Annotated in this window: 16 protein-coding genes; 7 read left to right on the forward strand and 9 right to left on the reverse strand. The window is 59.7% G+C overall.

Annotated features, from left to right (window positions below):
• The first annotated feature begins 21 nt into the window (after positions 1-21).
• A complete protein-coding gene (locus tag BLS87_RS07475; RefSeq protein WP_074751646.1) occupies positions 22-801 on the forward strand; it encodes a ParA family protein in 780 nt (259 codons plus the stop codon).
• Between the two features lie 89 nt (positions 802-890).
• Here BLS87_RS07475 and BLS87_RS07480 read toward each other — a convergent pair whose 3' ends face one another.
• The 3 genes from BLS87_RS07480 to trxC form a co-directional block, all read right to left on the reverse strand.
• Positions 891-1,172, reverse strand: a complete 282-nt coding sequence (locus tag BLS87_RS07480) for a hypothetical protein (protein ID WP_074751648.1) — start codon at positions 1,170-1,172, stop codon at positions 891-893.
• A gap of 366 nt (positions 1,173-1,538) precedes the next feature.
• Positions 1,539-1,919, reverse strand: a complete 381-nt coding sequence (locus BLS87_RS07485) for a PAAR domain-containing protein (protein ID WP_074751650.1) — start codon at positions 1,917-1,919, stop codon at positions 1,539-1,541.
• Positions 1,920-2,055: 136 nt separating this feature from the next.
• Positions 2,056-2,490 carry a thioredoxin TrxC gene (gene trxC / locus BLS87_RS07490; RefSeq protein ID WP_074751652.1) on the reverse strand — a complete coding sequence of 145 codons (435 nt, stop codon included), beginning with the start codon at positions 2,488-2,490 and terminating at the stop codon, positions 2,056-2,058.
• A 303-nt stretch (positions 2,491-2,793) separates the two neighbouring features.
• Between trxC and BLS87_RS07495 the strand changes: the two genes are divergently transcribed.
• The 3 genes from BLS87_RS07495 to BLS87_RS07505 all read left to right on the forward strand — a co-directional run bounded on the left by BLS87_RS07495 (position 2,794) and on the right by BLS87_RS07505 (position 5,362).
• Positions 2,794-3,798 (forward strand): hypothetical protein, encoded by a 1,005-nt coding sequence (locus BLS87_RS07495; protein ID WP_074751654.1) that lies wholly within the window; start codon positions 2,794-2,796, stop codon positions 3,796-3,798.
• Between the two features lie 150 nt (positions 3,799-3,948).
• On the forward strand, positions 3,949-4,398 hold the full coding sequence (locus BLS87_RS33655) for a hypothetical protein (protein WP_074751656.1): 450 nt from the start codon (positions 3,949-3,951) through the stop codon (positions 4,396-4,398).
• Positions 4,399-4,465: 67 nt separating this feature from the next.
• Positions 4,466-5,362 carry a hypothetical protein gene (locus BLS87_RS07505; protein ID WP_074751658.1) on the forward strand — a complete coding sequence of 299 codons (897 nt, stop codon included), beginning with the start codon at positions 4,466-4,468 and terminating at the stop codon, positions 5,360-5,362.
• On the opposite strand, the gene selO is transcribed toward BLS87_RS07505, so the two are convergent.
• Genes selO through BLS87_RS07520 form a run of 3 tightly spaced genes read right to left on the reverse strand, consistent with a single transcriptional unit; the run spans position 5,346 to position 12,017 of the window.
• Positions 5,346-6,809 carry a protein adenylyltransferase SelO gene (gene selO, locus BLS87_RS07510; protein ID WP_074751660.1) on the reverse strand — a complete coding sequence of 488 codons (1,464 nt, stop codon included), beginning with the start codon at positions 6,807-6,809 and terminating at the stop codon, positions 5,346-5,348. The two genes, BLS87_RS07505 and selO, sit on opposite strands and share 17 nt — an antisense overlap.
• A gap of 48 nt (positions 6,810-6,857) precedes the next feature.
• A complete protein-coding gene (gene mscK / locus BLS87_RS07515; RefSeq protein WP_074751662.1) occupies positions 6,858-10,238 on the reverse strand; it encodes a mechanosensitive channel MscK in 3,381 nt (1,126 codons plus the stop codon).
• A gap of 36 nt (positions 10,239-10,274) precedes the next feature.
• Positions 10,275-12,017 (reverse strand): potassium/proton antiporter, encoded by a 1,743-nt coding sequence (locus tag BLS87_RS07520; RefSeq protein ID WP_074751664.1) that lies wholly within the window; start codon positions 12,015-12,017, stop codon positions 10,275-10,277.
• Positions 12,018-12,262: 245 nt separating this feature from the next.
• Between BLS87_RS07520 and BLS87_RS07525 the strand changes: the two genes are divergently transcribed.
• Together BLS87_RS07525 and BLS87_RS07530 are read left to right on the forward strand one after the other, a co-directional pair.
• The gene (locus BLS87_RS07525) at positions 12,263-14,878 is read left to right on the forward strand and encodes a dermonecrotic toxin domain-containing protein (RefSeq protein ID WP_074751666.1); all 2,616 of its coding nucleotides are present in this window, start codon (positions 12,263-12,265) and stop codon (positions 14,876-14,878) included.
• Positions 14,879-14,971: 93 nt separating this feature from the next.
• Positions 14,972-17,545: a dermonecrotic toxin domain-containing protein gene (locus BLS87_RS07530; RefSeq protein ID WP_143024327.1), complete on the forward strand. Its 2,574-nt coding sequence runs from the start codon at positions 14,972-14,974 to the stop codon at positions 17,543-17,545.
• Positions 17,546-17,554: 9 nt separating this feature from the next.
• On the opposite strand, the gene BLS87_RS07535 is transcribed toward BLS87_RS07530, so the two are convergent.
• Together BLS87_RS07535 and putA are read right to left on the reverse strand one after the other, a co-directional pair.
• A complete protein-coding gene (locus tag BLS87_RS07535) occupies positions 17,555-19,357 on the reverse strand; it encodes an acyl-CoA dehydrogenase (protein WP_074751670.1) in 1,803 nt (600 codons plus the stop codon).
• Positions 19,358-19,615: 258 nt separating this feature from the next.
• Positions 19,616-23,569 carry a trifunctional transcriptional regulator/proline dehydrogenase/L-glutamate gamma-semialdehyde dehydrogenase gene (gene putA / locus BLS87_RS07540; RefSeq protein WP_074751672.1) on the reverse strand — a complete coding sequence of 1,318 codons (3,954 nt, stop codon included), beginning with the start codon at positions 23,567-23,569 and terminating at the stop codon, positions 19,616-19,618.
• 351 nt (positions 23,570-23,920) lie between these two features.
• Between putA and putP the strand changes: the two genes are divergently transcribed.
• A complete protein-coding gene (putP, locus tag BLS87_RS07545) occupies positions 23,921-25,405 on the forward strand; it encodes a sodium/proline symporter PutP (protein WP_074751674.1) in 1,485 nt (494 codons plus the stop codon).
• A 70-nt stretch (positions 25,406-25,475) separates the two neighbouring features.
• Here putP and BLS87_RS07550 read toward each other — a convergent pair whose 3' ends face one another.
• Entirely contained in the window at positions 25,476-26,147 is a 672-nt protein-coding gene (locus BLS87_RS07550) for a polysaccharide lyase family 7 protein (protein ID WP_074751676.1), read from the reverse strand.
• Between the last annotated feature and the right edge of the window lie 85 nt (positions 26,148-26,232).

Below are 26,232 nucleotides of genomic sequence, written 5' to 3' on the forward strand. Positions count from 1 at the left end.
ACAGCAACAGGGAGTTTTCACATGCGGCGTGTGGTGTTCAATCAGAAAGGTGGCGTTGGCAAGTCGAGCATTGCCTGCAATCTGGCGGCCGTGAGTGCCCATGAGGGCCACCGGACGCTCTTGATCGACCTCGATGCTCAGGCCAACTCGACGCAATACCTGACGGGTTTGACCGGCGAGGACATTCCCATGGGCATCGCCGACTTTTTCAAGCACACGCTTTCCGCCGGCCCGTTCTCGAAGAAAAACCAGGTCGATATCTACGAGACGCCCTTCGAGAATCTGCACGTGGTGACGGCGACCGCCGAACTGGCCGACCTGCAGCCCAAGCTCGAGGCCAAGCACAAGATCAACAAGCTGCGTAAATTGCTGGAAGAGCTCGACGAGGATTACGACCGTATCTATCTGGATACACCGCCCGCGTTGAATTTCTATGCCGTGTCGGCATTGATTGCCGCAGACCGCGTGTTGATACCCTTCGATTGCGACAGCTTCTCGCGCCAGGCCCTCTATGGCTTGCTCAAGGAAATCGACGAGTTGAAGGAGGACCACAACGAAGAGCTGGAAGTGGAAGGGATCATCGTCAACCAGTTCCAGTCACGCGCCAGCCTGCCGCAACAGATTCTCGACGAACTGATCGCCGAGGGATTGCCGGTGCTGCCGGTCTACCTCAACAGCTCGGTGAAGATGCGCGAATCGCATCAGGCCAACATGCCGCTCATCCATCTGGACCCTCGGCACAAGCTGAGCCAGCAGTTTGTGGAGTTGCATCGGTTGTTGGAGAGCAACGCGGCTGACTGAGGGGGCGCAGGCGCTAGCGGTAGCCACACCTCAGGACGTAATGGTCATAAGCAATACGTCGTCCATCCCAGCAATAGGCCTGCACGACGCTAGTTATCTGCTGGCAGGCGAGGGGCTGGTGTGGGTGATTTGCTGCACAGCTTGATAATCACGCGATACGCGACTGTGGCGGCGATGAGGTCAATCACCCACATGGTGGGAAAATAGAGGTCCTCCGGGTTGGCTATACCTAAACAACTTGCCGCATGGAACCAGTATTCAAGTTGTTCCGCGGGCATGGGATATGGATACGTGTGCAGGAATAACACCGCGAGTATCAGCAGAGTCAAAAACAGTAAAACCTTACACGCCTTATGGGCAAGTGCTTGCATGTGCGATGACCTCTATCCACCCATAAGCGTGCAACCCCGTGGACCTCACGGGTATTTTGCTGGCGCCGGTCAACGCGTGCCCCGATTCCGGTAAACGCTGTTGCCAGAGAAGGCCATGAACTTGCCGATGCCGAAAATGGTCAAGGGCGAAAATTCTGAGTTATTGATTACGAATCGTCCGTGAAAAGCCATAGAAACTCCCGTCGATAGCTTGCTTCTGCCGTACGCCCGGCACTCGCCGAACAACGGAAAAATCAAAGTCGTCCACGGTACGCAACGCCATGCCTAGGTGCTGTCAGTGCCTTCGCGGTGTCTTGTATGAAAAATCCGTAGAGCCCTCTCTGTTAATGATGTGCAACAGAGCGTCTAAACCACTCTCGGTGGATGTTCTATCTGGATGGATTTCGTCAGGCGTTTCGCCCGCTTACGCGCCTGCTCTGCCTCATCCTTCGGAATGGCAATGGCCGCGTCCATATCCGCCACCAGATGATCCTGGCTGGCGATCAGTCGATTGCTGCCTTCTGCGCAGCCACATTTCACGGTCTGCGTGTGCGTGGCCACGGCGATCAACTGATCGATGAAGGTCGGGTTGCCCTGGGCAATGAACCCGACTTGCTCGCATTCGGGACACCATACCGGGTCCCCCATGCGGGCCAGGCGGCGGTCCTCCCATGTCAGTGATCCCGAGGCCTTCAAAACGGTGCCGCCTGTCGTCGTCGCGTCGCCTTCTCTGATCGCACGTGTCATCGCTTACTGCTCCAGGGTTGCGGTGGGAATGGCAAACCCTAGACGCTGATGTCGGCGACCGTCGTGCTGAAAAGCGCTTTCAGAAATGACCTACATCGTTGGCTGTCGTGCACTTCAAGCTCTGGCGAAACAGCTGTCAAATTCCGTGGCTGGCGAGCCAGGCGATCAGTTGCTGAAGCGGCATGGCGCCGCTCTGGCGCGCGACTTCGCGGCCGTTCTTGAACAGAATCAGGCTGGGAATCGAACGAATGCCCAACTGGGCCGAAAGTTGCTGATTGGCTTCACTGTCCAGCTTCGCCAGACGCACGCGACCGCTCAACTGCACGGCCGCCTGCTCGAAGGTGGGCGCAAAGGATTTGCACGGCCCGCACCAGTCCGCCCAGACATCCACCAACAACGGCAGATCGCCCTTGATCTGACTGGCGTAGTCGCCTTGGGTGAGGTTGAACGGCTTCGTCAGCAGAACAGACTGCTTGCAGCGACCGCATTTGGGCTGATCACCGACCCGGTTCGCAGGGATGCGATTGAGGCCGTTGCAGTGAGGGCAGGGGATCAACAGCGCGTCAGACATGGTGGCTACCTGAAATAGAGAAGGGCTGATAACCGATAAGTGGAGGCTGGGGCGGGTTTTATCAAGCTGAGTGCTCACCTCATGTTCTTGAGTGCCCGGCAACGCTCAGGATGTCTTGATTAATACGTTCGCGACCTTGGACGCGCGGGTGTACAGGCGATTTTGTTTCTGTGGTTTATCCTAAAGAACCCCCCGTTCGCCCAGCTATCCGCCCTGCATCTCCATCGATAGCCTCCCATCAAGGGGCTATCAATCCACCTTCCGGACAGCCGCCCCTGACCCTTCATTGCCAGGGAAACGCCGATGATCAGTCAGTTGCAAAACGCTCTTTCCGCCATCATGCCGAACAAGGTGGCCGCGTCGACCTCTTCCGAAAAACCGAGTGATCCGGCCGTTGTGGATAAAACCACGAAAACGCCTGCCGACAAGGCGACCTTCTCAACCCTTGCCAGCCAACTGAGCGAAAGCACGGCGCGTGCGGCCGCGCGGGATGCGGTCATGACCCATGCCGAGTTAGGCAAGTATGGCCTCAATCGCATCAACGAATTTCTGGTCGAATCGCCCAAGGCCAACAACTACACCCGGGCGATGGAAGTGCCCGATACGCGTGACCCCGAGCTGTTGGACCGGGCGCGAAGGGCCAGTGAGTTTGTCACCCTGACGCTGGCTGGTCACTCGAATGCGAAGAGCCCGTTTGAGAAGCTGTCTCGCGAACAGCTCAACGTGATTGCCTACGATGACAGCGGCGCGTTTACCCTGAACGAACGACGCGCGGCGTACCAGGGCGTGCAGAAAATCGACGATGCCTGGCGCAAGACCGCTATTCCCGCCGGTATCCTCGAGCAAGCCCGCACAGGCAACGCGACAAAGTTCTACAACGAAGCCCTCAGCTACTACAAGTCGCTGCCTGCGATCGAAAAAGCGGTGGACTACCCAAAGGACACCGAGACCCTGCTTAAAGCAAGGATCAAGTCCGATCCCGCTCTGCCGAGTTTCCCGGGCGTCGTGACCCGTCAGGGCGGCGATCGCAAACTGACGCTTTACGACATCCTTGCCGGGATCGTCGACACCCAGAAAAGCAAGGCCGACCCGGGCAGTCCGCTGCTCAGAAAGAAATTCACCCCCAGGACTTCGGCGACGCCAGTGTCGTGGAATGAACGATGGGCCAAGCAAGAGGCCTCTGCGGCCAAGGCGGTCAAACCCGTACAGGCAGCGTCCCTATCAACGTCCCTCCCTGGTGGATCGAGCGCCACCGCGTCAATGGGTAAGGGCGAGGCGGTGAGCAGTTCGACGCCGACTGCAGAATAGTCGGCGGTATCACTTCAAGACTGAACGCTTATGGGAGTTGCAAAGAGGGTAATGGTGTTGTGCTCCGAAAGGACTATCCGTTCGAGTCGTTGTGGTGATTGTTGGTATCTGATTAGCTTTTTTTAGATCTAATAAAAAAGGATGTTCAAAATGAGAAATGCCAAGACGATTAAAACTGCCATGTCGGTGATTGCAATGCTTAGTGCAGGATCGGCTATTGCGACGCCGCAGGTTACCGTAAGCTTTACTAACAATACGACGGAGGTTGCGACTTACCAGTCCGGTAGTAGCAGGAACGAATTGACGACGTATTCGAACGCCTCTCCAAAACCTTCCAATGTGGAGAGCGGAGGTACTCGAAGTTATATCGTAAGTGCGACGGGCTCTTCACCCATTACCTATGCGATGGTGACGTACAAATCCGGGGGTAAGTCGTGCCAGTTCACGACCAGTTATCTGATGAACTCCACGCCGGGCGGTGTCAGAACACCCAAGTGGAATAAAAACGCTGTCGCCAGTGGTGGTGCAAGATGTGACATCAGTATCACCACTGTTAACTACTCCAATCACGATTGGAGCGTAAATCTCATAATGCGTTAATAGGCTCAGCTTAAGGGTGGCCGCTAAATAGCTGGCCATCTTTAATATGACAATACTGGAGGGCGATATGATCCAAGGCATAGGCGTTGCGATAACGGCACCTGTCAGTGTGAAAGTGGACAAAGAAACCACCGCTGGCAGTGAGGTTGTGAAAGAGCCAGATTCTTCGAGGGTGCAGACGGATAACGCAAATGTGTCTCTGCTGGCCCGGCAATTAAGTGAAAGCGCGCTTCGATCCAGCAAACGAGAACAGGAACTGTCTCGTGATGAACTGGCTGCTTATGCAAAGAAGCAGATAAACAATTTTGCGTTGGACGGGTACACGTTCGGGAAATCCCGGCACGATTTGGAGCAGCCCGACACAGATGATGCCGAACACCTGGCTCGTGCGAAACAGGCCACCGAATACGTCAACCAAACCATCAACGGTAGCCGTTACGCAAAAAATCCGTTTGCGGGCTTGTCTCGAGATCAGTTGTCACTCATTGCTTACGATGACAGTGGCGGTTACACCATCAATGAGCGGCGGGCGGCGTGGTCTGAAAGTGAGCGTATCAAGTCTGAATGGGAGAAAGGAGCGGTCACTCGCTGCCAATTGGAAAGCGCGCAAACTGGGAGGGTTCCGGTGTTCCTCACGGAGGTCCTGAACTTCTACAGAGGGCTGCCAAAGATTGAGCAGGTTCAGGATTGCTACCCAGGAGATTACGAAGCTGAGTTACTTGAGAAGATTCGTGTGGAGTTGGCCAGCCCCGGTGGGGAGCCAAATGAGCTGGCGGAGCGAGGACTCAATTTGTACGACATTCTGGCGAGTATCGCGGTGTCAGAGAAAAAAGAGGCAGAGGCCATAAGTGACCTCTCTGTACAAAAGCACTCTGCGCAGGCGCCCACCTCGGCCTCTTTTTTCGATAAGCCTTCTCCCTCTCGTGATGCCGAACCCTCGTCGATCACTACGACGAACAACTGATCTCCAGATGCTTGCCCCAATCCGGCGGACGCTGTGCATAACTGTCCATGCCGGGCTGTTCTTCGAATGGCGTGCACAGCACTTGATGCAGCCGACGGACTTCGCTGTAGTCGCCTTGCTCGGCGGCTTCGATGGCGCGCTGGGCGAGGTAGTTGCGCAGGATGTAGAGCGGGTTGACGGCGTGCATCCGGGCGCGACGGTCTTCCTGATTTGCGGCCGGTTCGCGGGCGATGCGGGCTATGTACATCTGGGCCCAAGCGTCGAAGCCGAGCATGTCGACGAAGTCGTCGCGCAGGCGACTGACGGCGATGTCGGCGGACTCTTCGCCCAGGCGGCGGAAGAACAGGCTGTAGTCGACGGCGCTGTTCTGCATCAGTTGCAGCAAACGGGCGATGAGGTCGGCATCGTCATCTTCGGCCGTCGTCAGGCCAAGGCGGCGACGCATCAGATCCAGGTAGTGCGCCTGGTACAGCGGCAAGAACATGCCCAGTGCTTCACGCAAGGCTTCGACGCTGATGAACGGCGTCAGGGCTTGAGCGAGTGCGCTGAGGTTCCACTGGCCAATCGGCACTTGATTGCTGAAGGAGTAACGCCCTTCGTGATCCGAGTGGTTGCAGATGAAGTTCTGATCGAAGTCGTCCAGAAAGGCAAACGGACCGAAGTCGAATGTGATGCCCAGAATCGACATGTTGTCGGTGTTCATCACGCCGTGGCAAAAACCGTAGGCCTGCCACTTGGCGATCAGTTCGGCCTGACGTTCGACGATCGTGCGGAACATCGCCAGATAGGGTTCCGGCTGTTCCAGACATTCGGCGTAGTGCAGCGACAGGACGTGGTCGGCCAGTTCTTTCAACTGATCGTTCTGCTTGGTGTAGAAGAAATATTCGAGGCTGCCGAAGCGCACGTGGCTTTGCGCAAGCCGCAACACCATCGCTGCGCGTTCCTGCTTTTCCCGCCAGACCGGCGTACTCGAGCCGATCACGCAACCCGCGCGACTGGTCGGGATGCCCAGCGCGTGTAGTGCTTCGGACGCGAGAAATTCGCGGATGGAGGAGCGCAACACGGCGCGACCGTCGCCCATGCGCGAGTAGGGCGTTTGGCCTGCGCCCTTGAGGTGCAGGTCCCAATGTTCGCCTGCGTCGTTGTACACCTCGCCGAGCAACAGGCCACGGCCATCGCCCAGGCGTGGATTGTAGGAACCGAATTGATGGCCGGAATAGACCATGGCGCGCGGGTCGGCTTCAGCCCATAGCTTGTGGCCGCTGAACAGCTCGGCGAACACCGGCTCTTCGGCTTGCGCAGCGTCCAGGTCCAGTAGCGCCAAGGCCGCATCGCTTGCGACCACCAGGCGTGGCTCGGCAATGGGTTCGGGCAGTACGGACGTGGAAAACGCGTCGCCCAGGCGGGCGAAGCGATTATCGAAGGTCAGCTCGTCGAGGGCTTTCAAGGGATGCCTCCAGCAGAATGTCCGACCATTCTGCTGGGATTCTTCGGGTCAGTCGAGCTTGACGTCCGGCGGCTCAGGCACATCCTTCGGGGCGGAGGGCATGGCAGTCGGCGAGGCAGGCGCCGGAGCGATGTATTTCGGCTCTGGCTCGATCGGCACCATTTTGTACTCCTGTCCCTGCATGTTCTTGAGGTAAACCTCCATCTGCCGGAACGAAATATTGATGTGCTGCTTCTTGAATTCTTTGTTGATGAAGCGGTTGATCTCGTCGAGCACCGGGTTGCGGTCCCCAAGGTCGCGCACGTGCATGCGCAGTTCGTGGTCGAGCGTGCTCTCACCGAAATTCAGGAAATAGACGATCGGCTCAGGTTCCTTCAGAACCCGAGGGTTTTCACGTGCGGCCTTGAGCAGAAGGTTGCGAACAAGGTCCAGATCGGAGCCGTAGTCCACGCCAAGCTTGAGCGTGACGCGGGTGATGGTGTCGGTCAGCGACCAGTTGATCAGTTGCCCGGTAATGAACGTCTTGTTCGGGACAATGATGTCTTTGCGGTCGAAGTCGGTGATGGTCGTTGCACGAATGCGGATCTTGCTCACCGTCCCCGACAGGTTGCCGATGGTGATGGTATCGCCGATCCGCACCGGGCGTTCGAACAGGATCATGATGCCGGAGATGAAGTTCGCGAAGATCTCCTGCATGCCGAAACCCAGGCCAACCGAGAGTGCGGCGACCAGCCATTGCAGCTTGTCCCAGCTGACGCCCAATGCCGACAGCGTGGAGACGAAACCGACGCCCGCGATGATGTAGGACAGCAGCGTTGTGGTGGCGTACGAGCTGCCCTGCTTGAGGTTCAGCTTGGACAGCACCAGCACTTCCAGCAGACCGGGCAGGTTACCCGCCAGCACGAAGGTGATGCCGATGATCACCAGTGCGCCGATGAGGTCGCCCAGGCTGATCGGCACCATGCTCATGTTGGCGCCGGTGCCACTCGTGTATTCGTACAGGGTGATGTTGTCCAGGTACGAGAACACCGTGATCAGGTCGGCCCAGACGAAGTACAGGGCCCCGACGAAACCGGCCAGCAAGGCCAGACGAATCAGTCGCAGCGACTGCTGGTTGACCTGTTCGATGTCCAGTGTCGGCTCTTCCACCGGTATCTCGCCGTCGCCCGCCTCTTTGGCAGCCTGACGTTTGGCCAGCGCTCGCTGATAGGCCAGACGCCGCGCCGCGACGCCAAGGCCGCGAACGAAGGCGGCTTCGATGACCAGCCACAGCATGAGGACGTAGAGGGTATCGATCAGTCGGTCGCTGAGTTTCAGCGCGGTGTAGTAGTAGCCGAAGCACACGGCAACGAACAGCGCGACCGGCAGCGCGGTGAAGGCGAGGCCCACTGCACGACGGAACAGTGAGGCGTTCTGGTGGGTCGGGCTGGTGAGCAGCAAACGGCCGAGCAACCACGTCATCAGGGCGTAGCAAGTCAGCACCACGGCGATGCCGATGACATCGTCCGCCAACGCCGAAGGTTCATGCTCCGCGACGGCAACCACGGTGACCAGCGCCAGCACCACCAGACCCAAACGACGAATCCAGCCGCGCAAAAATTCCACCTGAGGCTTTTCCCAGCGGAAGTGCAGCTGCGCCACGCCACCCGGCGCCAGAATGCGGTACGCGGTGTAGAACACCAGCCAGGCCAGCGAAATTTGCAACAGTGCCGCGCCCAGATTGACGTTCTGTTCCCGCGCGTCGATCTGCAGCGCCAGCGCACACGACGCCAGCGCGAGTGACAGCGGCATGGCCAGCAGGATGTTGATGAAAATCGCCAGCGGCGTTTGCCACTGCCGATCACGCTTGAAGTGTCCGATGTCCCCGTGCAGCCGGTTGAGCTTGTCGTAGAGCGCCTTGCGCTTCCACATCAAGGCGCCGATCACCAGCAGCAGCGGCAGGAAAATCAGGGGGCGCTGGGTCAGGCCGTCGGCCAGTTCACTGAGGCTGGAGGTCCAGGGCAGGGTGGTGATCTGTTTCATCAAGCGCGGCTGAACGCGCTCGAACCATTCCAGATCCAGCGGTTTGTTGCTCGGGATCCAGAACATCTGCTCGTCGAGGGTCTGACGCAGGCTAAGCGCCGTGCTGACCAGTTGCTTCTGGTTCAGCTGCAACGTGATGGACTCGTTGAGCAGCGCGCTCAGTTCGCGGTTGAGGCGTTCCAGCAGGTCGGTTCGGGTGGTTGCCAGGTCCAGCAAAGTCTTGCGCAGCGCCGGGGTGACGTCTTCCGGCTTCTGCGTTGCCAGCAAGCTGTCGACGTAGTTGCTCGGGTTGCTCATCTGTTCGCGCTGCTGATTGACCTCGAACTGATACAGGCGGATGTCGGCGATTTCGTCGGCCAGGCCGCTGTCGAGTTTCAGCTTGGGCAGAGACTGCTTCTGTTTGTAGAGAATCTTGGAGAGCAGCAGGCTGCCGCTCAACACGTTGATCTGCTCGTCCAGCGCCTGATCGGTCTGGGTGATGGCGTCCAGCTGGGTCTTGGTCTTGAGGTTCTGTTGCGTCAGTTCGTTGAGGCGGTCGGTGCCGCGCAACAGGTAGTCGGAGAGTTTGAGGTTCGCCGCACTTTCAGTCGCCAACAGGCTGCTTCCGCCGGCCTTCTGCGCTTCGATCGACAGCTGCGTCACGGTTTCCTGGGACTGCGCGCGGCGTTTGTCGTTGATCAGGGTCTGCAGGTCCTGGATTTCCTGATCCTGACGGGCGACCTTCTCGGTGAGTAAGTCACGTTGGCTACCGCCCAGATCCTGCAATTGGCTGTTGCCTGCCAGTTCCTGACGACGCAGCGCGATCAAGGCGTTGATCGAGGCCAGTTCGGCGTTCAGCTGATTGCGCTGGTCGGCATTGATGGCCTTGCCAGCGTCCTTGCCGCTCTTGAGGATGCCGTTGATGGTCTGGATGCGCGTCTGGCTGCTGCTGATTTCCGCTTGCGCACGCTCGGGGCGGGTCTGCGCGGTAATCGTCATGCTGTTGGCATCGTTCAGGGCTTTCTGCAGGTCGGCCTGCTGGGTGCTGCGGTCGCTGAGCATCTGCTCAAGTTGCGGAACGCTCATGTTGGCGTAACGCTGGGCGACAGGCACCTGACGAATGCCTTTGAGGCGCGTCAGCTCTTTCTGGTTCTCGGCGGTCTGCCTGGGCGCGTCGGCCAGCTGTTTCTTCAGGTCATCGAGCTTCTTCTGGTTGTCCTTCTGGCTGGCGAGGAAACCGAGCGTCTGCTCCAGCACTTGCTGCATGGCCTTTTGATCGTCAGGCGACAGTTTCCGGTCGGCGATCTTGTCCAGGCTCTGCTGAACGGCTTCGCTGGAAGGTGGAGGCGTGTCGGCGGCAAGCGCCGGGAGTGACGACAGGCATAGCCCAAGCAGGGCAGAGGCAAAAAAAGTACGCAGCGTGAACATAGACACCGGGTCGAACAATCAGGAAAGGAGAGCAGTTTAGAGGAAGAGCCCGGGACCCGGGCGGCTTCCTTCGGGGAATCTGACGCCCACTTTGAGGATCTTGTTCCCGTCCATAACCGCAACTGTCCAAATAGTTCCGTTCCATTCGACCTGGTCGCCGACAATTGGGGCGCCGCGATTCTTCTGAATGATGAACTGGCTGAGCGGCATATTCGAATCCAGGCCGTCGAGCTTCAAACCGTACAACGCCGCGACAGCCCCGAGCTGAGCGTCTCCCTCGAGCACGAAGTCGCCGAAGAAGCGCAAATCCAGACCCCTTTGTGGTGCCTGGCTGAACAGCTTTCCGAGCGCCGGAAGGTTGTGTTCATGGCCAATGACGCAGAGCAGGTCACCGGTCTCCAGAACCGTACTACCCGACGGATGGAGCAGTTGCTGACCCCGAAAAAGGGCAGCGATGCGTGTGCCTTCCGGCATTTTCAGCTCGCGAAGGGCGGCGCCGATGCACCATTTTTCCGCGCCGAGTCGGTAAACGAACAACTCCCACTCGCTGGTCACGTGGACTTCCAGCGCCGCTCGTGAGATCGGGGCAGGATCTGGCGGGACCGTCACCTTCAGCCATTTGGCGACCCACGGCAGGCTCGTGCCCTGAACCAGCAGCGAGACGAGCACGATAAAGAACGCCAGGTTGAAGTACAGCTGAGCGTGCGGCAGGCCCGCCATCAACGGGAACACCGCCAGAATGATCGGGACCGCTCCGCGCAGGCCGACCCAGGCAATGAACGCCTTTTCGCGACCGTGAAACACCCGGAACGGAAGCAGGCCGGCGAGCACCGACAGCGGGCGCGCCACCAGAATCATCCACAGCGCCAGGCCCAGAGCGGGCAGGGCGATGGGCAGCAGGTCATGGGGCGTGACCAGCAGGCCCAGCACCAGGAACATGCCGATCTGCGCCAGCCAGGCCATGCCGTCGAGCATGTGCAAAATGCCGTGACGGCTGCGGATCGGTTTGTTGCCGAGCACCAGGCCACACAGATACACCGCCAGAAAGCCGCTGCCGTGGATGGCATTGGTCAACGCGAACACCGCCAGGCCGCCTGCGACCACGAGGATCGGATAGAGGCCGTTGGCCAGATTGATTCGGTTGACCAGTTGCAGCATCAACCAGCCGCCGCCCAGACCGATGATGCCGCCGATGCCGAACTCCTGAATCAGATGCCCCAGCAGGCTCCAGTGCAGCCCGGTCTGGCCGCTGGACAGCATGTCGATCAAGGTGACGGTGAGGAACACCGCCATCGGGTCGTTGCTGCCGGATTCGATCTCAAGGCTGGCGGTCACCCGCTCGTTCAGGCCCTTGCCGCCGAGCAACGAGAAGACGGCTGCAGCGTCCGTGGAACCGACGATAGCGCCGATCAGCAAGCCTTGAATGATGTTCAGGTCAAACAGCCAGGCCGCAACCATGCCGGTCAGCCCGGTGGTGATCAGCACGCCAACCGTGGCGAGCGACAGTGCGGGCCAGAGCGCTACGCGGAAGCTCGCGACCCGCGTTCGCAAGCCGCCGTCGAGCAGGATCACCGCGAGTGCGAGGTTGCCGACCAGATACGCGGTGGGGTAGTTGTCGAAGATGATGCCGCCGCCGTCGACGCCCGCGACCATACCGACCGCCAGGATGATCACCAGAATCGGAATGCCGAGGCGCGAGGACAGCGAGCTGACCAGAATACTTGCACCCACCAGCAACGCGCCGATCAGGAACAGGCTGTTGATGGTCGTGGCATCCAAGGGCGGTACTCCAGACATAAGCAGAAATTGAAAGCACGGGCGGACTGACCATGCAGTCGGCGTGCCAAGGGATTTAACCTGTTGAATTGGCAGGCTGTCAAAGCTTTGCCAATTAATACGTGGCGCGCCCGAAGGCTGATCGCAATCGGGGTGACCGCGTTCGCGCATGACATAACTATCTATCGCAGCAGGCTGGACGGCCTGTGATCACGTACGGCTTCCCTCCTTCAAGGACTCAGGAAGCCATGACTTCTGCAACGCTTCAGTTCAATCCCAATGACCAACAGGTAGTGCGGGAAACCGCTCGCCAGTATGTCGCCGACTATCCGGATCTGCATGACATGGCCCGTCGTGCCGCCCAGCGCATCATCTTTAAACGCACCGGTAAGCGGCTAGACCCGGAGACTGTCTACTGGCATCGATTCAGCGGCGCGGTCAGCAGTCCTCGGACGTTTTCCGGTTGGGAGCATGCGGGCAAGCCGGTCGAGTCGATGACCCTGATCGAGTTGCTCATGCGCCGTTTTACTCCACAGGATCAGGTGTCAACTGACGAGCTTTCGATGTACGGAGGCTTTTACACCGACCGGGCGGATCACGGCATTTTCAACGACAACAACGAGGTGCCGCTGCTCGCCCGAGACGTTCTTGCGGATTTTTGGGCGCTGGATTTCAGCGTGGGCTATCAGCAGAAACGCGAACGGTTCTGGCGCGATCATGATCAGACCTTCTGCGTGCTCGCCAAGGTTGAATACCTTGCGGCAGCAGGGCGCTCATTGCGCGATGGGCAGATCTCCATTGCGGATTTCGATGCGTTGATCGACGGGATGTTGGGCGAGGGGATCGCCAGCCCCACGCGCGCCTTGCTGCAAGCACCCGTCCGGTCGACGACCAAAAACACGTTCCACTGGCTGGATATCGGCGGCTTCAAGGCGCGCGACATCCTGCGAATGGTCGACGAGCACGGTGCCCAAACGCTGTATGTCCCTGGGGAACTCACGCCGTTTCATCGCTTTGCCGGGGCGCGTGAGGTGTTTGATTGGGTCAAGGCACGCTTTGCGTCAACGGCCACCCGTGAAGCGGCACGCAATCACTTTCTGCGTACATCCGTTGATCTGCCGACGCGCATCGCAGCGTTCGATCAGCTTATCGACAGGTTACTCGTCCACGAATGGGAAGAGGGCCGGGTCTTGGTCAATCAGATCAAAGAACCGATCCCGGGTGATCCGTTCGAGTATTTGCGTGATAACGCCAAAGAGGACATGGCGGCCGATGCTCGCGTGCTGTTGACCAGCAACACCGAACTGTGCAAGAAAATCTGGATGGGGTATCTCGATGCCTTCGTTCGGGTCTCGGGCAACCTTGCGTTGTTGGGCTGGCCGATCGCATTGGCGGTGATCGGCGCCAGTGCCGTCAATATCGGGTTGAACATTGACCAGGCCTTCTCGGGCAAGACGGCCGCTCAGCGCAAGGCCGGCGTATTGGGCGCGATCGTCAATGCCATTTACCTGGCCTTCAATTTACCCCTTTTGACCGGCAGCGCCCGTGCCGCAGTGCGCGGGGCGGACGAGGCAGTGTCGTCGTCAGTGCCCGTCAGCCAAGAGCCCGCGGTGGACGCACTGGCCAACCTGAACGGTAACCATCTGACCCTCGACGGGGTGACGCCGCAGGCGACCACAGGAAGATGGCGGGGCATTCAACAGCTCGCAAACGGAGAAACATGGATCACGCTGGGCGGACTGCCCTACCGGGTGCTGTTCGATGAATCGTTGCCCGGTTGGAAGGTGGTGGACCCCCAGAACCCGTTCGCTTTTTCTTCGGGGCCGCCTGTTTTCCTGAACCCTCACGGGGAGTGGGAGCAGGTCGCCAGAATCGGCCTGGCGGGCGGTGCTCCTTTTGACGTTCCCTTGGGTTCATCCGTGCAGCCAACCTCCACGGCCTACGGTGTAACGGGTTCCACCTTCTGGGATCACTACATGCTGATCAACGTTTACGAGGAAAAGCACCTGGCGGAGGCGGCGATTGCGCGTCAGGAAGCCGTCATGGATATCTACCGGATGGAGCCGGAAGAAGAGGTGGTGACCGACTCCGAAGGCGAGGAGGTTCACATTGATCCGTGGGACGCCACGCACCGGGTGTTCAGAACCCCCGATGCGACATTTCATGGCCCCAATATTCGTCGCTACACCGATGATGGCGGGGTCTATAACCAGTACCTGCGTACCGGCACGGTCTACGAAGACGCAGAGCACCCCGGATTGGCGACGACGGCCGAACAGGTCGAGGACATCCGGCGGTTCGTCGATGACATCGGCACATTGGGCTTTAACAATGACGTCACGCTGTATCGTGGCGGCAGCGGTGAGCGAAGCACCTCGGGACAGTTCTTTCGCAGTGGCCGCGTTCAGGTGGGTGATGTGCTCACCAACACCGACATAGCCTCCTTCAGCGAAAACCCCTATCAGGCGCGCACGTTCGCCAGCAATCAAGCGGGCGCCAACGCTGTTTCCATCACGGCACCGGTTACCTTTGACGACAGTTCGGTGGTGTTCGAACTGCCGGCAAAGCAGTACCTGAATGCAACGCCGATTGCGCCGTTCTCGACCAGCCCCGGAGAGGCTGAGTCGGTGTTTCTGCCTGGGCGCTATTTCCAGATCGAGCAGCTCGATGAGGTGCGCGGCGCCTTCTACCGGTTCATGAGGGTGCGAATCAAAGAAGTGTCAGCACCGGTTGCGGGTCGACAGCTGTTGAATATGCGCACTGGCGAGCCGTTCAGTCGCGCGGCCTATGCAGCGTTGCTGGGGCCTGAGGGCACATCGCTGGTGGATCGTTTCTTTCCTCAAGTGCTGACTTCGCAGGTGTGACCGCTAAAGCACTGCCCCATAAATAGTTACCGCCTCCGGCTTTTTTCAAGCTGATTACGTGCATGACTTTCCTACAGACAAGGACAGGAAGTCATGCAGTCAACCACGCTCGGAATGACCACCATCAACGCGCCCCGCGCGTTATCTGACGGCGGGACGCTTCAACGACGCGCCGCCGCGCTCATGGGGACATACCCCGACCTTTACGCCATGGCGTTTCAGGCTGCCCGTGCGATTGTCATCAAGCACACGGGCAAACCCTTGGATCCCGCGAAGGTGTATTGGCACCGCTTTAACCGGGCGAACAACAGCGGCGCCACCTTCACAGGTTGGGAACACGTAGGGCCGCCGTCCGAATCCATGACGCTGATCGAACTGGTCATGCACCGCTTCAGTGCCAGTGACACGGTGTCCGCTGATGAGCTGAACACCTACAGCGGCTTTTACACGGTGGGTGCCGATCAACGCTTTTACAACGAACACAATGAAGTCCCGATGCTGCCCAGCGACGTGCTGCAGGATTTCTGGAAGCTGGATTTCGCCACGGATTTGAAACACAAGGTCGAGGCGTTCTGGCGTGCTCATGAGCAGGATTTCTGCACGCTCGCCAAGATCAACCTGCTGTCATCGGCAGGCTTGGCGTTGAGCAAAAAGCGGTTATCGATGGACGATTTTCAGACCGTGCTGATGGCGGTCACCGGTGCTACCGACCCCCACGTGACGTGGGACATGCTGCAGGAGAACCCGGGTTTTTCGGCGGGTGTGACGATGCAGGTGTTTCAGCTTGCAGGGCACGAAGCCAGAGACATGCTGCTCATCAAGAATGGGCAGGGACGCCGGATCGTGTTCAAGCCCGATGTGCAACCGATGTTCCAGTGTTTTGCCGATGAACCCGCGCTGTATCAATGGGTGCAATCGCAACTGCGCGAGCCTGAAACGAAGGCGGCGCTGGTGTCGCATTTCGCACGAGGGGCCGAGCAGCTGGCATTTGCAGACGCCAGACTGTCCGCGCGCGCTGCTCAGCCATGGTCGGCCGAGCAGACGCTCATTGGCGATTCCCCGGCCGCGAGCCCGCAGTCTGTTTTCGAGCGCTTGCGCGACACAGCGCAGCGTGAAATGAACGAGGACCTCAACGCCCAATTGACCAGCAATGCCAGCCTGCGCAAACAGATGTGGATCGGCTATCTGGGCGCGTTCATCCGTATGGCCGGCGGTGTGGCGCCGCTGGCGTGGCCGGTTGCGCTGAGCCTGGTGGGCGCCGGCATCGCCAGTGTTGGTTTGAATATCGACCAAGCCATCCATGGGCGTACCAAGACGCTGCGCAAGGCGGGCGTGATCGGCGCGATCATCAACGCGGTGTACCTGTTTCTCAACCTGCCGCTGTTGGCCAGTATCGGTCGTGCGGGAGAAGCTGCGCCGTTACCAGAGCGTGCATCCGGAACGGACACTGAGTCACTGGCGGGCCTTGAGGGTAATGAGGTATTGGACGACATCCCCGCAGACACCGGGAACGTAAACACCCGCGGCGTCCATGTGCTGGAAAACGGCGAAACCTGGATCACCCTGGGTGATCTGCCCTACCGCGTGCGGTACCTGAACGACCTCAACACCTGGGCCATCGTGGATCCCCACAATCCGTTCGCGTTCAGCGGCGCTCGGCCGGTTCGCCTCAATGCGCTGGATCAATGGGAGTTGCTTCAGCCGCCAAAACTGGTGGGCGGCAAGCCGCCGGTGGAGACGCCAGGTGAATCGCCCAAGGCATCCGGTTCCCAGGCGGCGAAACCTTATGCCACGACCTCGTCGCCCTTCTGGGACACCCACATGCAATTCAATCTGGACGAAGAGCGGCGCCTGTCAGCGTTGGGTAATCAGCGTCAGGCGTCGGCGGTCAATGTGTACGAACTGGACTCCGACGAGGAAGTGGTTTCCGACTCAGAGGGCGAAGACGTGGTTATCGACGCCTGGAATGAAAAGCACCGGGTATTCAAAACCACAGACAATGCTTACTTCGGTGGTGCGATCACCCGCTATACCGAGGACGACGATGCCTACAACGTTTTCTTGCGCACGGGAGAGCAGCGGGGTACGGATCAAATCGAGGCGCTCGAGCGTCTGGTCGAGGACATCTCGGAGGTAGAGCCCAACAATGACGTCGCGTTGTATCGAGGTGGCAGTGGTGAGCGAGGCACTTCGGGGAGGGTATTTCGTGAGGGCAAGCTCAAGGCAGGCGACGTGCTGGTCAATACGGACGTTACTTCGTTCAGTGAAAACCCTTACATCGCCAGGGTGTTCGCCAGTAGCCAGGGCGGGGCCTCATCGGCGAGCCACGTAGGTGCGATCACGTTTGACGACACCTCGGTCGTATTCGAATTACCGGCGGGCGAATACTTGAACGCGACTCCCATCAGCCCGTTCTCGGAGAGCCCGAATGAGGTCGAATCCGTGTTTCTGCCGGGCCACTACTTCCAGATTCAGCGCATCGAAGAAGTGGCGGGCAGCAACTACCGGTTCATGAATGTCCAGCTCAGACAGATCCCGGTCGAGCAGGTGTCGGGCCCCGCGTATGACTTGCGCACCGGTGAGGCGTTCAGCCGAGACCAGTACGCCGCCAAACTGGGTGAAGACGCAAAGGCGCTGGTGGACGCTTTCTTCCCGCCGAGATCCTGATGCGCTGAGTCAGAACCAGTCGTTCTGCATCGACAGGCACACATCATCTCGGGCTTGCAAAATGGACAGTTCGTGATGGCAGGCCGGTACTTCCCAGGTCAGGAAGTACCGGGCCGCCTGAAGCTTTCCTTTGTAGAAATCCGCGTCGGCCGTGTTGCCGGTATTCAGTCCTTCCTGCGCGCGGATGGCTTGTTCCAGCCAGCGCCAGCCGATGACCGTGTGACCAAAGGCCTTAAGGTACAGCGCGGAGTTGGCCAGCGTGGCCGTGACCTTCCCTTGAGCGAGATCGGTGAGCAACTCCAGGGTGACCGATTGCAGCCGAGCGACGAGTTGCTCCAGCGGCTGGCGCAGTGTGGAGAGCGATTCGTGCGCGTGTGCACGCTCACAGGTATCGGCAATCAACCTGACCAACTGCTTGAGGCCCGCGCCACCGTTCTGCGCCAGCTTGCGGCCCAGCAGATCCAGCGACTGAATGCCGTGGGTGCCTTCATGAATCGGATTGAGGCGGTTGTCGCGGTAGTACTGCTCGACCGGGTATTCACGCGTGTAGCCATGCCCGCCGAGAATCTGGATCGCCAGTTCGTTGGCCTTGAGGCAAAACTCCGAGGGCCAGGATTTGACGATTGGCGTCAGCAGGTCGAGCAGTTCATGGGCGAGCTTGCGCTGATCTTCGGTTTCGCCTGTCTGCGTGTCGTCGAACAGGCGGGCCGCGTAAAGCCCCAGGTCGAACGAGCCTTCCACGTAGGCTTTCTGGGTCAGCAGCATGCGTTTGACATCCGCGTGCTGAATGATCGAGACCGGTGCGCTTTCCGGGTTCTTGCTGTCTGGCAGCCGACCTTGCGGCCGCTCGCGGGCGTACTCCAGCGAGTAAAGATAACCGGCGTAACCCAGCATGACCGCGCCCATGCCCACGCCTATCCGGGCTTCGTTCATCATCTGGAACATATAGCTCAGGCCGTGGTGCGGCTTGCCGACCAGATAGCCGACACACTCGGCGTTGTCGCCAAAATTCAGCGCCGTGGACGTCGTCCCGCGCCAGCCCATTTTGTGAAACAGTCCGGCCAGCAGCACATCGTTGCGCGCGCCAAGACTGCCGTCGTCGTTGACCAGAAACTTCGGCACGATGAACAGCGAAATGCCCTTCACGCCCGGCGGTGCGTCAGGCAGTTTGGCCAGCACCAGATGCACGATGTTTTCCGACAGCGGATGGTCGCCGCCAGAGATAAAGATCTTGTTGCCGCGCAGCCGGTAGGTGCCGTCTTCGGCGGGCTCGGCACGGGTACGAATGTCCGACAGCGACGAGCCCGCATGCGGCTCGGTCAAGGCCATGGTGCCGAAGAAGCGCCCCTCGATCATTGGTTGCAGGAAACGCTGCTTCTGCTCATCGCTGCCGAAGTTTTCGATGAGATTCGCCGCGCCCATGGTCAGAAACGGGTACGACGTCGACGCCGCGTTGGCCGACTGAAAATGCGCGAAACAGGCTTGAGACAGCAGCGTCGGTAATTGCATGCCGCCCGCTTCAAAGCTGCGCGCCGCGTTCAGAAAGCCGGCCTCCAGAAACGCGTCCACGGCGGGCTTCACCTCAGGAATCAAAACGGCCTCGCCGTTCTCATAACGGGGCTCGTTTTCATCGTTCTTGCGGTTGTGCGGCGCGAAGTACTTCTCGGCGATGGTCCGGGCGGTGGTGATCGCTGCGTCGAACGTCTCGCGGTTGTGTTCGGCAAAACGCTCACGTTGCGTCAGCGCTTCGGCATCCAGCACTTCATACAGCTCGAAAGCCAGATTGCGTGAACTGAGCAGCGTCTCGGACATGGCGGTGTACCTTTTGGTGGAGTGCCGTGAGTCTAGGTGTGCCAGAAAGGGGTGAACAGCAAGATTGATCTGGGTGATGGAGGGGTAGAACGGGGGTCGAATTCAGTCGCGACGAGCATCGCGAAACGGCAGGAGCGCGCTTGCCCGCGATTGCGATCAATCAGACACCGTTGTGGTGTCTGCGTTGACGCATCGCGGGCAAGCGCGCTCCTACACGGGGATTGCGTGCCGTCTGTTACATGAAGCAGGCACCTGAAGCTACCCGATCGTCATCAAGCTCGCATTACCACCTGCCGCAGCCGTGTTAACGCTCAATGCACGTTCAATCACCAGACGTTCCAGCGCGATGCCGGTTTCGCCTTTGGACAGGCCGTGGACGCCCACGATGGCGCCGCTGCGTTGGGCAACCTGCTCGCAGATGGCACGCAACTGGTCGGAGTCGCCGTGGTGCAGGACGGCGTCGATGACGACGTCGTCCTTGTTCCAGTCGCTCACCAGCTTGATGCGTGCCTGAACGTCTTTTGGCAGGCGTTTGTAAAGCGGCTTGCTCAGCTCGTTGTCCGGCACGATGGCCGTGCTGCCGACGGCCATCACGGCTGCGAGTTGGGTCAGCAAGTCGGCTTCGTCGTCGGCCAGACACAGCACGTGCTCGCGCGGCAGGATGCTGTAGCTGTTGCGCTCGCCGGTTGGGCCCGCCAACAGGCGGGTGACGCCGCTTTGCGATTGCTCGGCGAACTGCGTGCACAGGGTGTCGAGCTCTGTCAGCTGTTGGCTGGCAGCCCAGGCCTTCAGTGCGGTCAGCGGCTTGAGCAGGGTTTCACGCATGCGTGTGTCCGGCGCAGTTTCGGCATCACGGCTGGCGAACGACCTCTGCACGGCATCGACGGGGCGGGTCGACAGCAAGCGGTACAGGTACAGCGGGCCACCGGCTTTCGGGCCCGTCCCCGACAGGCCTTCGCCACCAAACGGCTGTACACCCACCACGGCACCGACGATGTTGCGGTTCACGTACATGTTGCCGGCGTTGACCGAGTCGATCACCTTGGCGATGGTTTCGTCGATGCGCGTGTGCACGCCCAGCGTCAGGCCGTAACCGGAGGCGTTGATCTGTGCGATCAGTTGGTCCAGTTCTTTGCGCTTGTAGCGCACGACGTGCAGGACCGGGCCGAAGATTTCACGTTGCAGTTCGTCGAAGCTTTCCAGCTCGATCAGGGTCGGCATGACGTAGGTGCCACGCTTGATCTCGTCGCTGTCGGCGATGGCAACCTGATACACGTTGCGGCCTTTGTCACGCATGGCCTGGATGTGTTTCTCGATGCCGGCTTTGGCGTCGGCGTCGATCACCGGACCAATGTCGACCGACAAGCGTTCCGGGTTGCCGAGGCGGTTTTCAGCCATGGCACCTTTGAGCATTTCGATGACGCGGTCGGCGGAATCTTCCTGCAGGCAGAGTACCCGCAGCGCCGAGCAACGCTGACCGGCGCTGTCGAAAGCGGACGACACCACGTCGATGACCACTTGCTCGGTCAGGGCGGAGGAGTCGACGATCATCGCGTTCTGGCCACCGGTTTCGGCGATCAGCGGAATCGGACGACCTTGCGCATCAAGACGACCGGCGATGTTGCGTTGCAGCAGACGCGCGACTTCGGTGGAACCGGTGAACATCACGCCTTTGACGCGCTCATCACCCACCAGTCGCGCTCCGACGGTTTCACCACGGCCCGGCAGCAGTTGCACCACGCCTTCCGGAATGCCGGCTTCGAGCAGGATACGCACGGCCTGTGCGGCCACCAGCGGCGTTTGCTCGGCAGGCTTGGCCAGCACGGGGTTACCGGCGGCCAGAGCAGCAGCGACTTGACCGCTGAAAATTGCCAGCGGGAAGTTCCACGGGCTGATGCACACCACCGGGCCCAGCGGGCGGTGCGCGTCGTTGCTGAAGTCGTAGCGGGCCTGAACGGCGTAATAGCGCAGGAAATCCACGGCCTCGCGGACTTCGGCGATGGCGTTGGCGTAGGTTTTGCCGGCTTCACGGGCCAGCAGCCCCATCAGCGGCTGGATGTCGGCTTCCATCAGGTCGGCGGCGCGCTCAAGGATGGCGGCGCGTTCGGCGGGCGGCGTGGCTTGCCAGATCGGGCCTGCGCTGAGGGCGCTGAGCAGCGCATTGTCGACGTCTTCCAGGCTCGCTTCCTGAACATGGCCGACGACGTCGCGCAGGTCAGACGGGTTCAGAACAGGCGCTTCGGCGCCCGCGCTGACCGGACTGCCCAGCATCGGGCCGGCTTTCCAGTCGTTGTGCGCAGTGGCAAGCAGTGCCGAGGACAGTGAGGCCAGGCGATGTTCGTTGGCCATGTCGATACCGGCCGAGTTGGCGCGTTCGCGGCCATACAGGTCACGCGGCAATGGAATGCGTGGGTGCGGCAGGCCGAAACCCCCTTCTTGCGTGGCCATGCGTTCGATGCTCGATACCGGGTCGGCGACCAGTTCCTGAATGGAGATCGACTGGTCGGCAATGCGGTTTACGAACGAGGTGTTGGCGCCGTTTTCCAGCAGGCGACGAACCAGATACGCCAACAGGGTTTCGTGAGTCCCTACCGGGGCGTACACACGGCACGGCCGATTCAGCTTGCCATCGGCGACCTTGCCGACAACCTGCTCGTACAGCGGCTCGCCCATGCCGTGGAGGCACTGGAACTCGTACTGGCCGGGGTAATAGTTCTGACCGGCAATGTGGTAGATCGCCGACAGGGTATGGGCGTTGTGAGTCGCGAACTGCGGGTAGATGACTTCCGGTACCGACAGCAGTTTGCGCGCGCACGCAATGTAGGAGACGTCGGTGTACACCTTTCGGGTGTAGACCGGATAGCCTTCCAGGCCTTCTACCTGGGCGCGCTTGATTTCGCTGTCCCAGTAAGCGCCTTTCACCAGACGGATCATCAGGCGATGACGGCTGCGACGGGCCAGATCGATGACGTAGTCAATCACGTACGGGCAGCGTTTCTGGTAAGCCTGAATCACGAAGCCGATGCCGTTCCAGCCGGTCAGCTGCGGTTCGAAACAGAGGCGTTCGAGCAGGTCCAGCGACAGCTCCAGGCGGTCGGCTTCTTCGGCATCGATGTTCAGACCGATGTCGTATTGCTTGGCCAGCAGGGTGAGGGACAGCAGGCGCGGGTACAGCTCTTCCATCACACGCTCGTACTGCGCGCGGCTGTAGCGCGGGTGCAGCGCCGAGAGCTTGATGGAGATGCCCGGGCCTTCGTAAATGCCGCGGCCGTGCGACGCCTTGCCGATGGAATGGATCGCCTGCTCGTACGAGGCGAGGTACTTCTGCGCGTCGTGTTCGGTCAGCGCTGCTTCACCGAGCATGTCGTAGGAATAACGGAAGCCTTTGGCTTCGAACTTGCTGGCGTTGGCCAAGGCTTCGCCGATGGTTTCGCCGGTGACGAACTGCTCGCCCATCAGGCGCATGGCCATGTCGACGCCCTTGCGGATCATCGGTTCGCCGGACTTGCCAATGATGCGGCTCAGCGAGGACGTCAGGCCGGCTTCGTTGTGGGTGCTGACCAGTTTGCCGGTCAGCAGCAGACCCCACGTGGCGGCATTGACGAACAGCGACGGGCTGTTGCCCAGATGCGGATGCCAGTTACCGGTGCTGATCTTGTCGCGGATCAGCGCATCGCGAGTGCCTTTGTCCGGGATGCGCAACAGCGCTTCGGCCAGACACATCAGGGCCACGCCTTCCTGGGACGACAGCGAGAACTCTTGCAACAGGCCCTGCACGATACCGGCGCGACCGCCTGCGCTCTTCTGGTTGCGCAGCTTTTCGGCAATCGAAGCGGCCAGCTTGTGCGTTGCGTCAGCCATCGGAGCAGGCAGCCGTGCCTGTTCCAGCAACATCGGCACGACCTCAGGCTCCGGGCGGCGATAGGCCGAGGTGATGGCTGCGCGCAGTACGGACTGGGGCAGGATGCTTTCGGCGAACTCGAGGAACGCTTGATGGGCGTTATCCACCGGCAGTTCGCCTTGGTCATCGGCGTCCTTGTTGCCTTGGCCGTTGAGTTCGCTAAGGGTTGCACCACCCTCGAGTTTTTCCAGGTAATTGAAAATCGCCTGCTTGATGAGCCAGTGCGGGGTCCGGTCAATGGACTGCGCAGCCGCTTTCAATCGCTCGCGGGTCGGGTCGTCGAGTTTGACACCCAGGGTGGTGGTCGCCATGTTTTGTCCTCATAAGAGCCACCATGTGTGTGGCTATAGCTGCCGCCAAGAGTAGCTGCGTGAAAGTAAGGGTGCAACCGGGTGCAACCGGTTTTTTCCAGATATTTCCGATGAACCGTCCACGGGCGGACGAAGGCGGGAAATCCGGCGCACAGCCTTGGTGCCAGCGGCCTGCAAGAGGCATCGCAGCGCGCAAAAAAAGAGCAGGAATTCCAGTTGGTTACAATTTATGAAGGAAAAGTTGAAACTAATTCTCATCTCTGGGTTGCGCCCGGCTTGCGATGTTGACTAGCATGCGCGCCCTTGGTGCAACCCGTTGCTCCTGCCATAAAAACAACGCACGGACACACAATGAGCATCAGCAATCCTACTCTGATCACGTTTGTGATCTACATCGCGGCCATGGTTCTGATCGGACTCATGGCTTATCGCTCCACCAACAACCTGTCGGATTACATTCTGGGCGGACGTAGCCTCGGGAGCGTCGTCACTGCGCTTTCAGCGGGTGCTTCCGACATGAGCGGCTGGCTGCTCATGGGCTTGCCGGGTGCCATCTACCTGTCGGGTCTGTCGGAAAGCTGGATCGCCATCGGGCTGATCGTGGGCGCTTATCTGAACTGGCTGTTCGTCGCCGGTCGTTTGCGCGTCCAGACCGAGCACAACGGCGATGCGTTGACCCTGCCGGATTACTTCGCCAGCCGGTTCGAAGACACCAGTGGCTTGCTGCGGGTGATTTCGGCCATCGTGATTCTGGTGTTCTTCACCATCTACTGCGCCTCGGGCATCGTTGCAGGTGCGCGTCTGTTCGAAAGCACCTTTGGCATGTCGTACGAAACGGCACTCTGGGCTGGCGCCGCTGCCACCATCGCCTACACCTTCATCGGTGGCTTCCTGGCCGTGAGCTGGACCGATACGGTGCAAGCCACACTGATGATTTTCGCCCTTATCCTCACGCCAATCATCGTTCTGCTGGCCACCGGTGGCGTCGACACCACGTTCCTGGCCATCGAGGCGAAAGATCCGACCAGCTTCGACATGCTCAAGAACACCACCTTCATCGGTGTGATTTCCTTGATGGGTTGGGGGCTGGGTTACTTCGGCCAGCCGCATATCCTGGCCCGCTTCATGGCGGCGGATTCGGTCAAGTCGATCGCCAAGGCTCGCCGTATCTCCATGACCTGGATGATCCTGTGCCTGGGTGGCACGGTCGCCGTGGGCTTCTTCGGCATCGCCTACTTCTCGGCGCATCCGGAGGTTGCAGGCCCTGTCACAGAAAACCACGAGCGTGTGTTCATCGAACTGGCCAAGATCCTGTTCAATCCATGGATCGCGGGCGTGTTGCTGTCGGCGATTCTGGCGGCGGTCATGAGCACCTTGAGCTGTCAGTTGCTGGTGTGTTCTAGCGCGCTGACCGAAGACTTCTACAAAGCGTTCCTGCGCAAGCAGGCTTCGCAGCGTGAGCTGGTGTGGGTCGGTCGTGTGATGGTGCTGCTGGTGGCGTTGATCGCCATTGCCCTGGCCGCCAACCCTGAGAACCGGGTGCTGGGATTGGTCAGCTACGCATGGGCAGGCTTCGGTGCTGCGTTCGGTCCTGTCGTGCTCATCTCCGTGATGTGGAAAGGCATGACCCGCAATGGCGCGTTGGCCGGCATTCTGGTGGGCGCTGTGACGGTCGTGGTCTGGAAGCATTTCGAGCTGCTGGGCCTGTACGAAATCATTCCGGGCTTCATCTTCGCCAGCCTCGCCATTGTGGTGTTCAGCCTGCTGGGCAAAGGCCCTTCAGCCGGCATGCAGGCGCGATTCGACGCGGCTGAAAAAGAGTACCGCGCAGCGTAAATCGTCTGGCCTTACTAAAAGCCCGCACTTCCTGGAAGCGCGGGCTTTTTCATTTGGGGCAGACGCTCGGTCAGGACTTGTTGTGATCGACATCCAGATTGAAGAACATCGCCTTGCCGCCTTCGCTGGTATACCCGGTGTTGTCCTGGGTATAGACCCCGGCCTTGAAGTACAGCTGCTGCTTGCTCCAGGTCGCGCTGATGCGGTCGTTCCACACCATATTGTGCGCCTTCACACTGAGCAGCCCGGCCTTGTTGAGGTGGATGACGTAATTGAAGGTTTCGTTGAGATGGATGCCTTCAGCAATGGTGAAGATGCGCGGCTTCTTGTCGTTGGGATGGAATCGCACTTTGGCGACGATGATCCCGTCCTTGGTGGCATCCTGGTATTGATATTCGAGCTTCAACAGTGGTTGAGTGCTCTCGTACACGTGGATCTGACCGATCACCACGCGCCCGGAAGACGGGACCTGAATGACCTTGAGCTTGGCGTTCAGAAAGTTGTCGGCTTCGGTGTAGGTCCAGTTATGCAGCGTGCCGTTGGACCAGGTTTCGCGCAACTCGGTGCGTGGGTAGATCGCGTTGGCGGTCCTTGCGCCGGTCACTGGCGCCCAGAAGCTGATATTCGATGACCCTGAGGTGAAGTACTTGTCGTCGTAACCCTGGAGTAGCTGCTTTGTTTCAATGGTGGTGGGGGGCGAGCCCACTGGAATGCTCAGATTCCAGGTTCCCAAATCAATCATGTTGTCTTTCGTCCGATATGTCTCATTGCCAGCAAACGTGTCTGGCGCAAGGGTTTGAGGGGGTCCCCTTATACGTTTCGCCTCG

It is taken from the genome of Pseudomonas abietaniphila (genome assembly GCF_900100795.1).
Lineage (GTDB): Bacteria > Pseudomonadota > Gammaproteobacteria > Pseudomonadales > Pseudomonadaceae > Aquipseudomonas > Aquipseudomonas abietaniphila.

What these genes read in the sequence shown, in the direction of transcription:
- BLS87_RS07475 (WP_074751646.1), top strand. Translation starts at nt 22, where the DNA reads ATGCGGCGTGTGGTGTTCAATCAGAAAGGTGGCGTTGGCAAGTCGAGC.
- BLS87_RS07480 (WP_074751648.1), bottom strand. Translation starts at nt 1,172, where the DNA reads ATGCAAGCACTTGCCCATAAGGCGTGTAAGGTTTTACTGTTTTTGACT.
- BLS87_RS07485 (WP_074751650.1), bottom strand. Translation starts at nt 1,919, where the DNA reads ATGACACGTGCGATCAGAGAAGGCGACGCGACGACGACAGGCGGCACC.
- trxC (WP_074751652.1), bottom strand. Translation starts at nt 2,490, where the DNA reads ATGTCTGACGCGCTGTTGATCCCCTGCCCTCACTGCAACGGCCTCAAT.
- BLS87_RS07495 (WP_074751654.1), top strand. Translation starts at nt 2,794, where the DNA reads ATGATCAGTCAGTTGCAAAACGCTCTTTCCGCCATCATGCCGAACAAG.
- BLS87_RS33655 (WP_074751656.1), top strand. Translation starts at nt 3,949, where the DNA reads ATGAGAAATGCCAAGACGATTAAAACTGCCATGTCGGTGATTGCAATG.
- BLS87_RS07505 (WP_074751658.1), top strand. Translation starts at nt 4,466, where the DNA reads ATGATCCAAGGCATAGGCGTTGCGATAACGGCACCTGTCAGTGTGAAA.
- mscK (WP_074751662.1), bottom strand. Translation starts at nt 10,238, where the DNA reads ATGTTCACGCTGCGTACTTTTTTTGCCTCTGCCCTGCTTGGGCTATGC.
- BLS87_RS07525 (WP_074751666.1), top strand. Translation starts at nt 12,263, where the DNA reads ATGACTTCTGCAACGCTTCAGTTCAATCCCAATGACCAACAGGTAGTG.
- BLS87_RS07530 (WP_143024327.1), top strand. Translation starts at nt 14,972, where the DNA reads ATGCAGTCAACCACGCTCGGAATGACCACCATCAACGCGCCCCGCGCG.
- BLS87_RS07535 (WP_074751670.1), bottom strand. Translation starts at nt 19,357, where the DNA reads ATGTCCGAGACGCTGCTCAGTTCACGCAATCTGGCTTTCGAGCTGTAT.
- putA (WP_074751672.1), bottom strand. Translation starts at nt 23,569, where the DNA reads ATGGCGACCACCACCCTGGGTGTCAAACTCGACGACCCGACCCGCGAG.
- putP (WP_074751674.1), top strand. Translation starts at nt 23,921, where the DNA reads ATGAGCATCAGCAATCCTACTCTGATCACGTTTGTGATCTACATCGCG.
- BLS87_RS07550 (WP_074751676.1), bottom strand. Translation starts at nt 26,147, where the DNA reads ATGATTGATTTGGGAACCTGGAATCTGAGCATTCCAGTGGGCTCGCCC.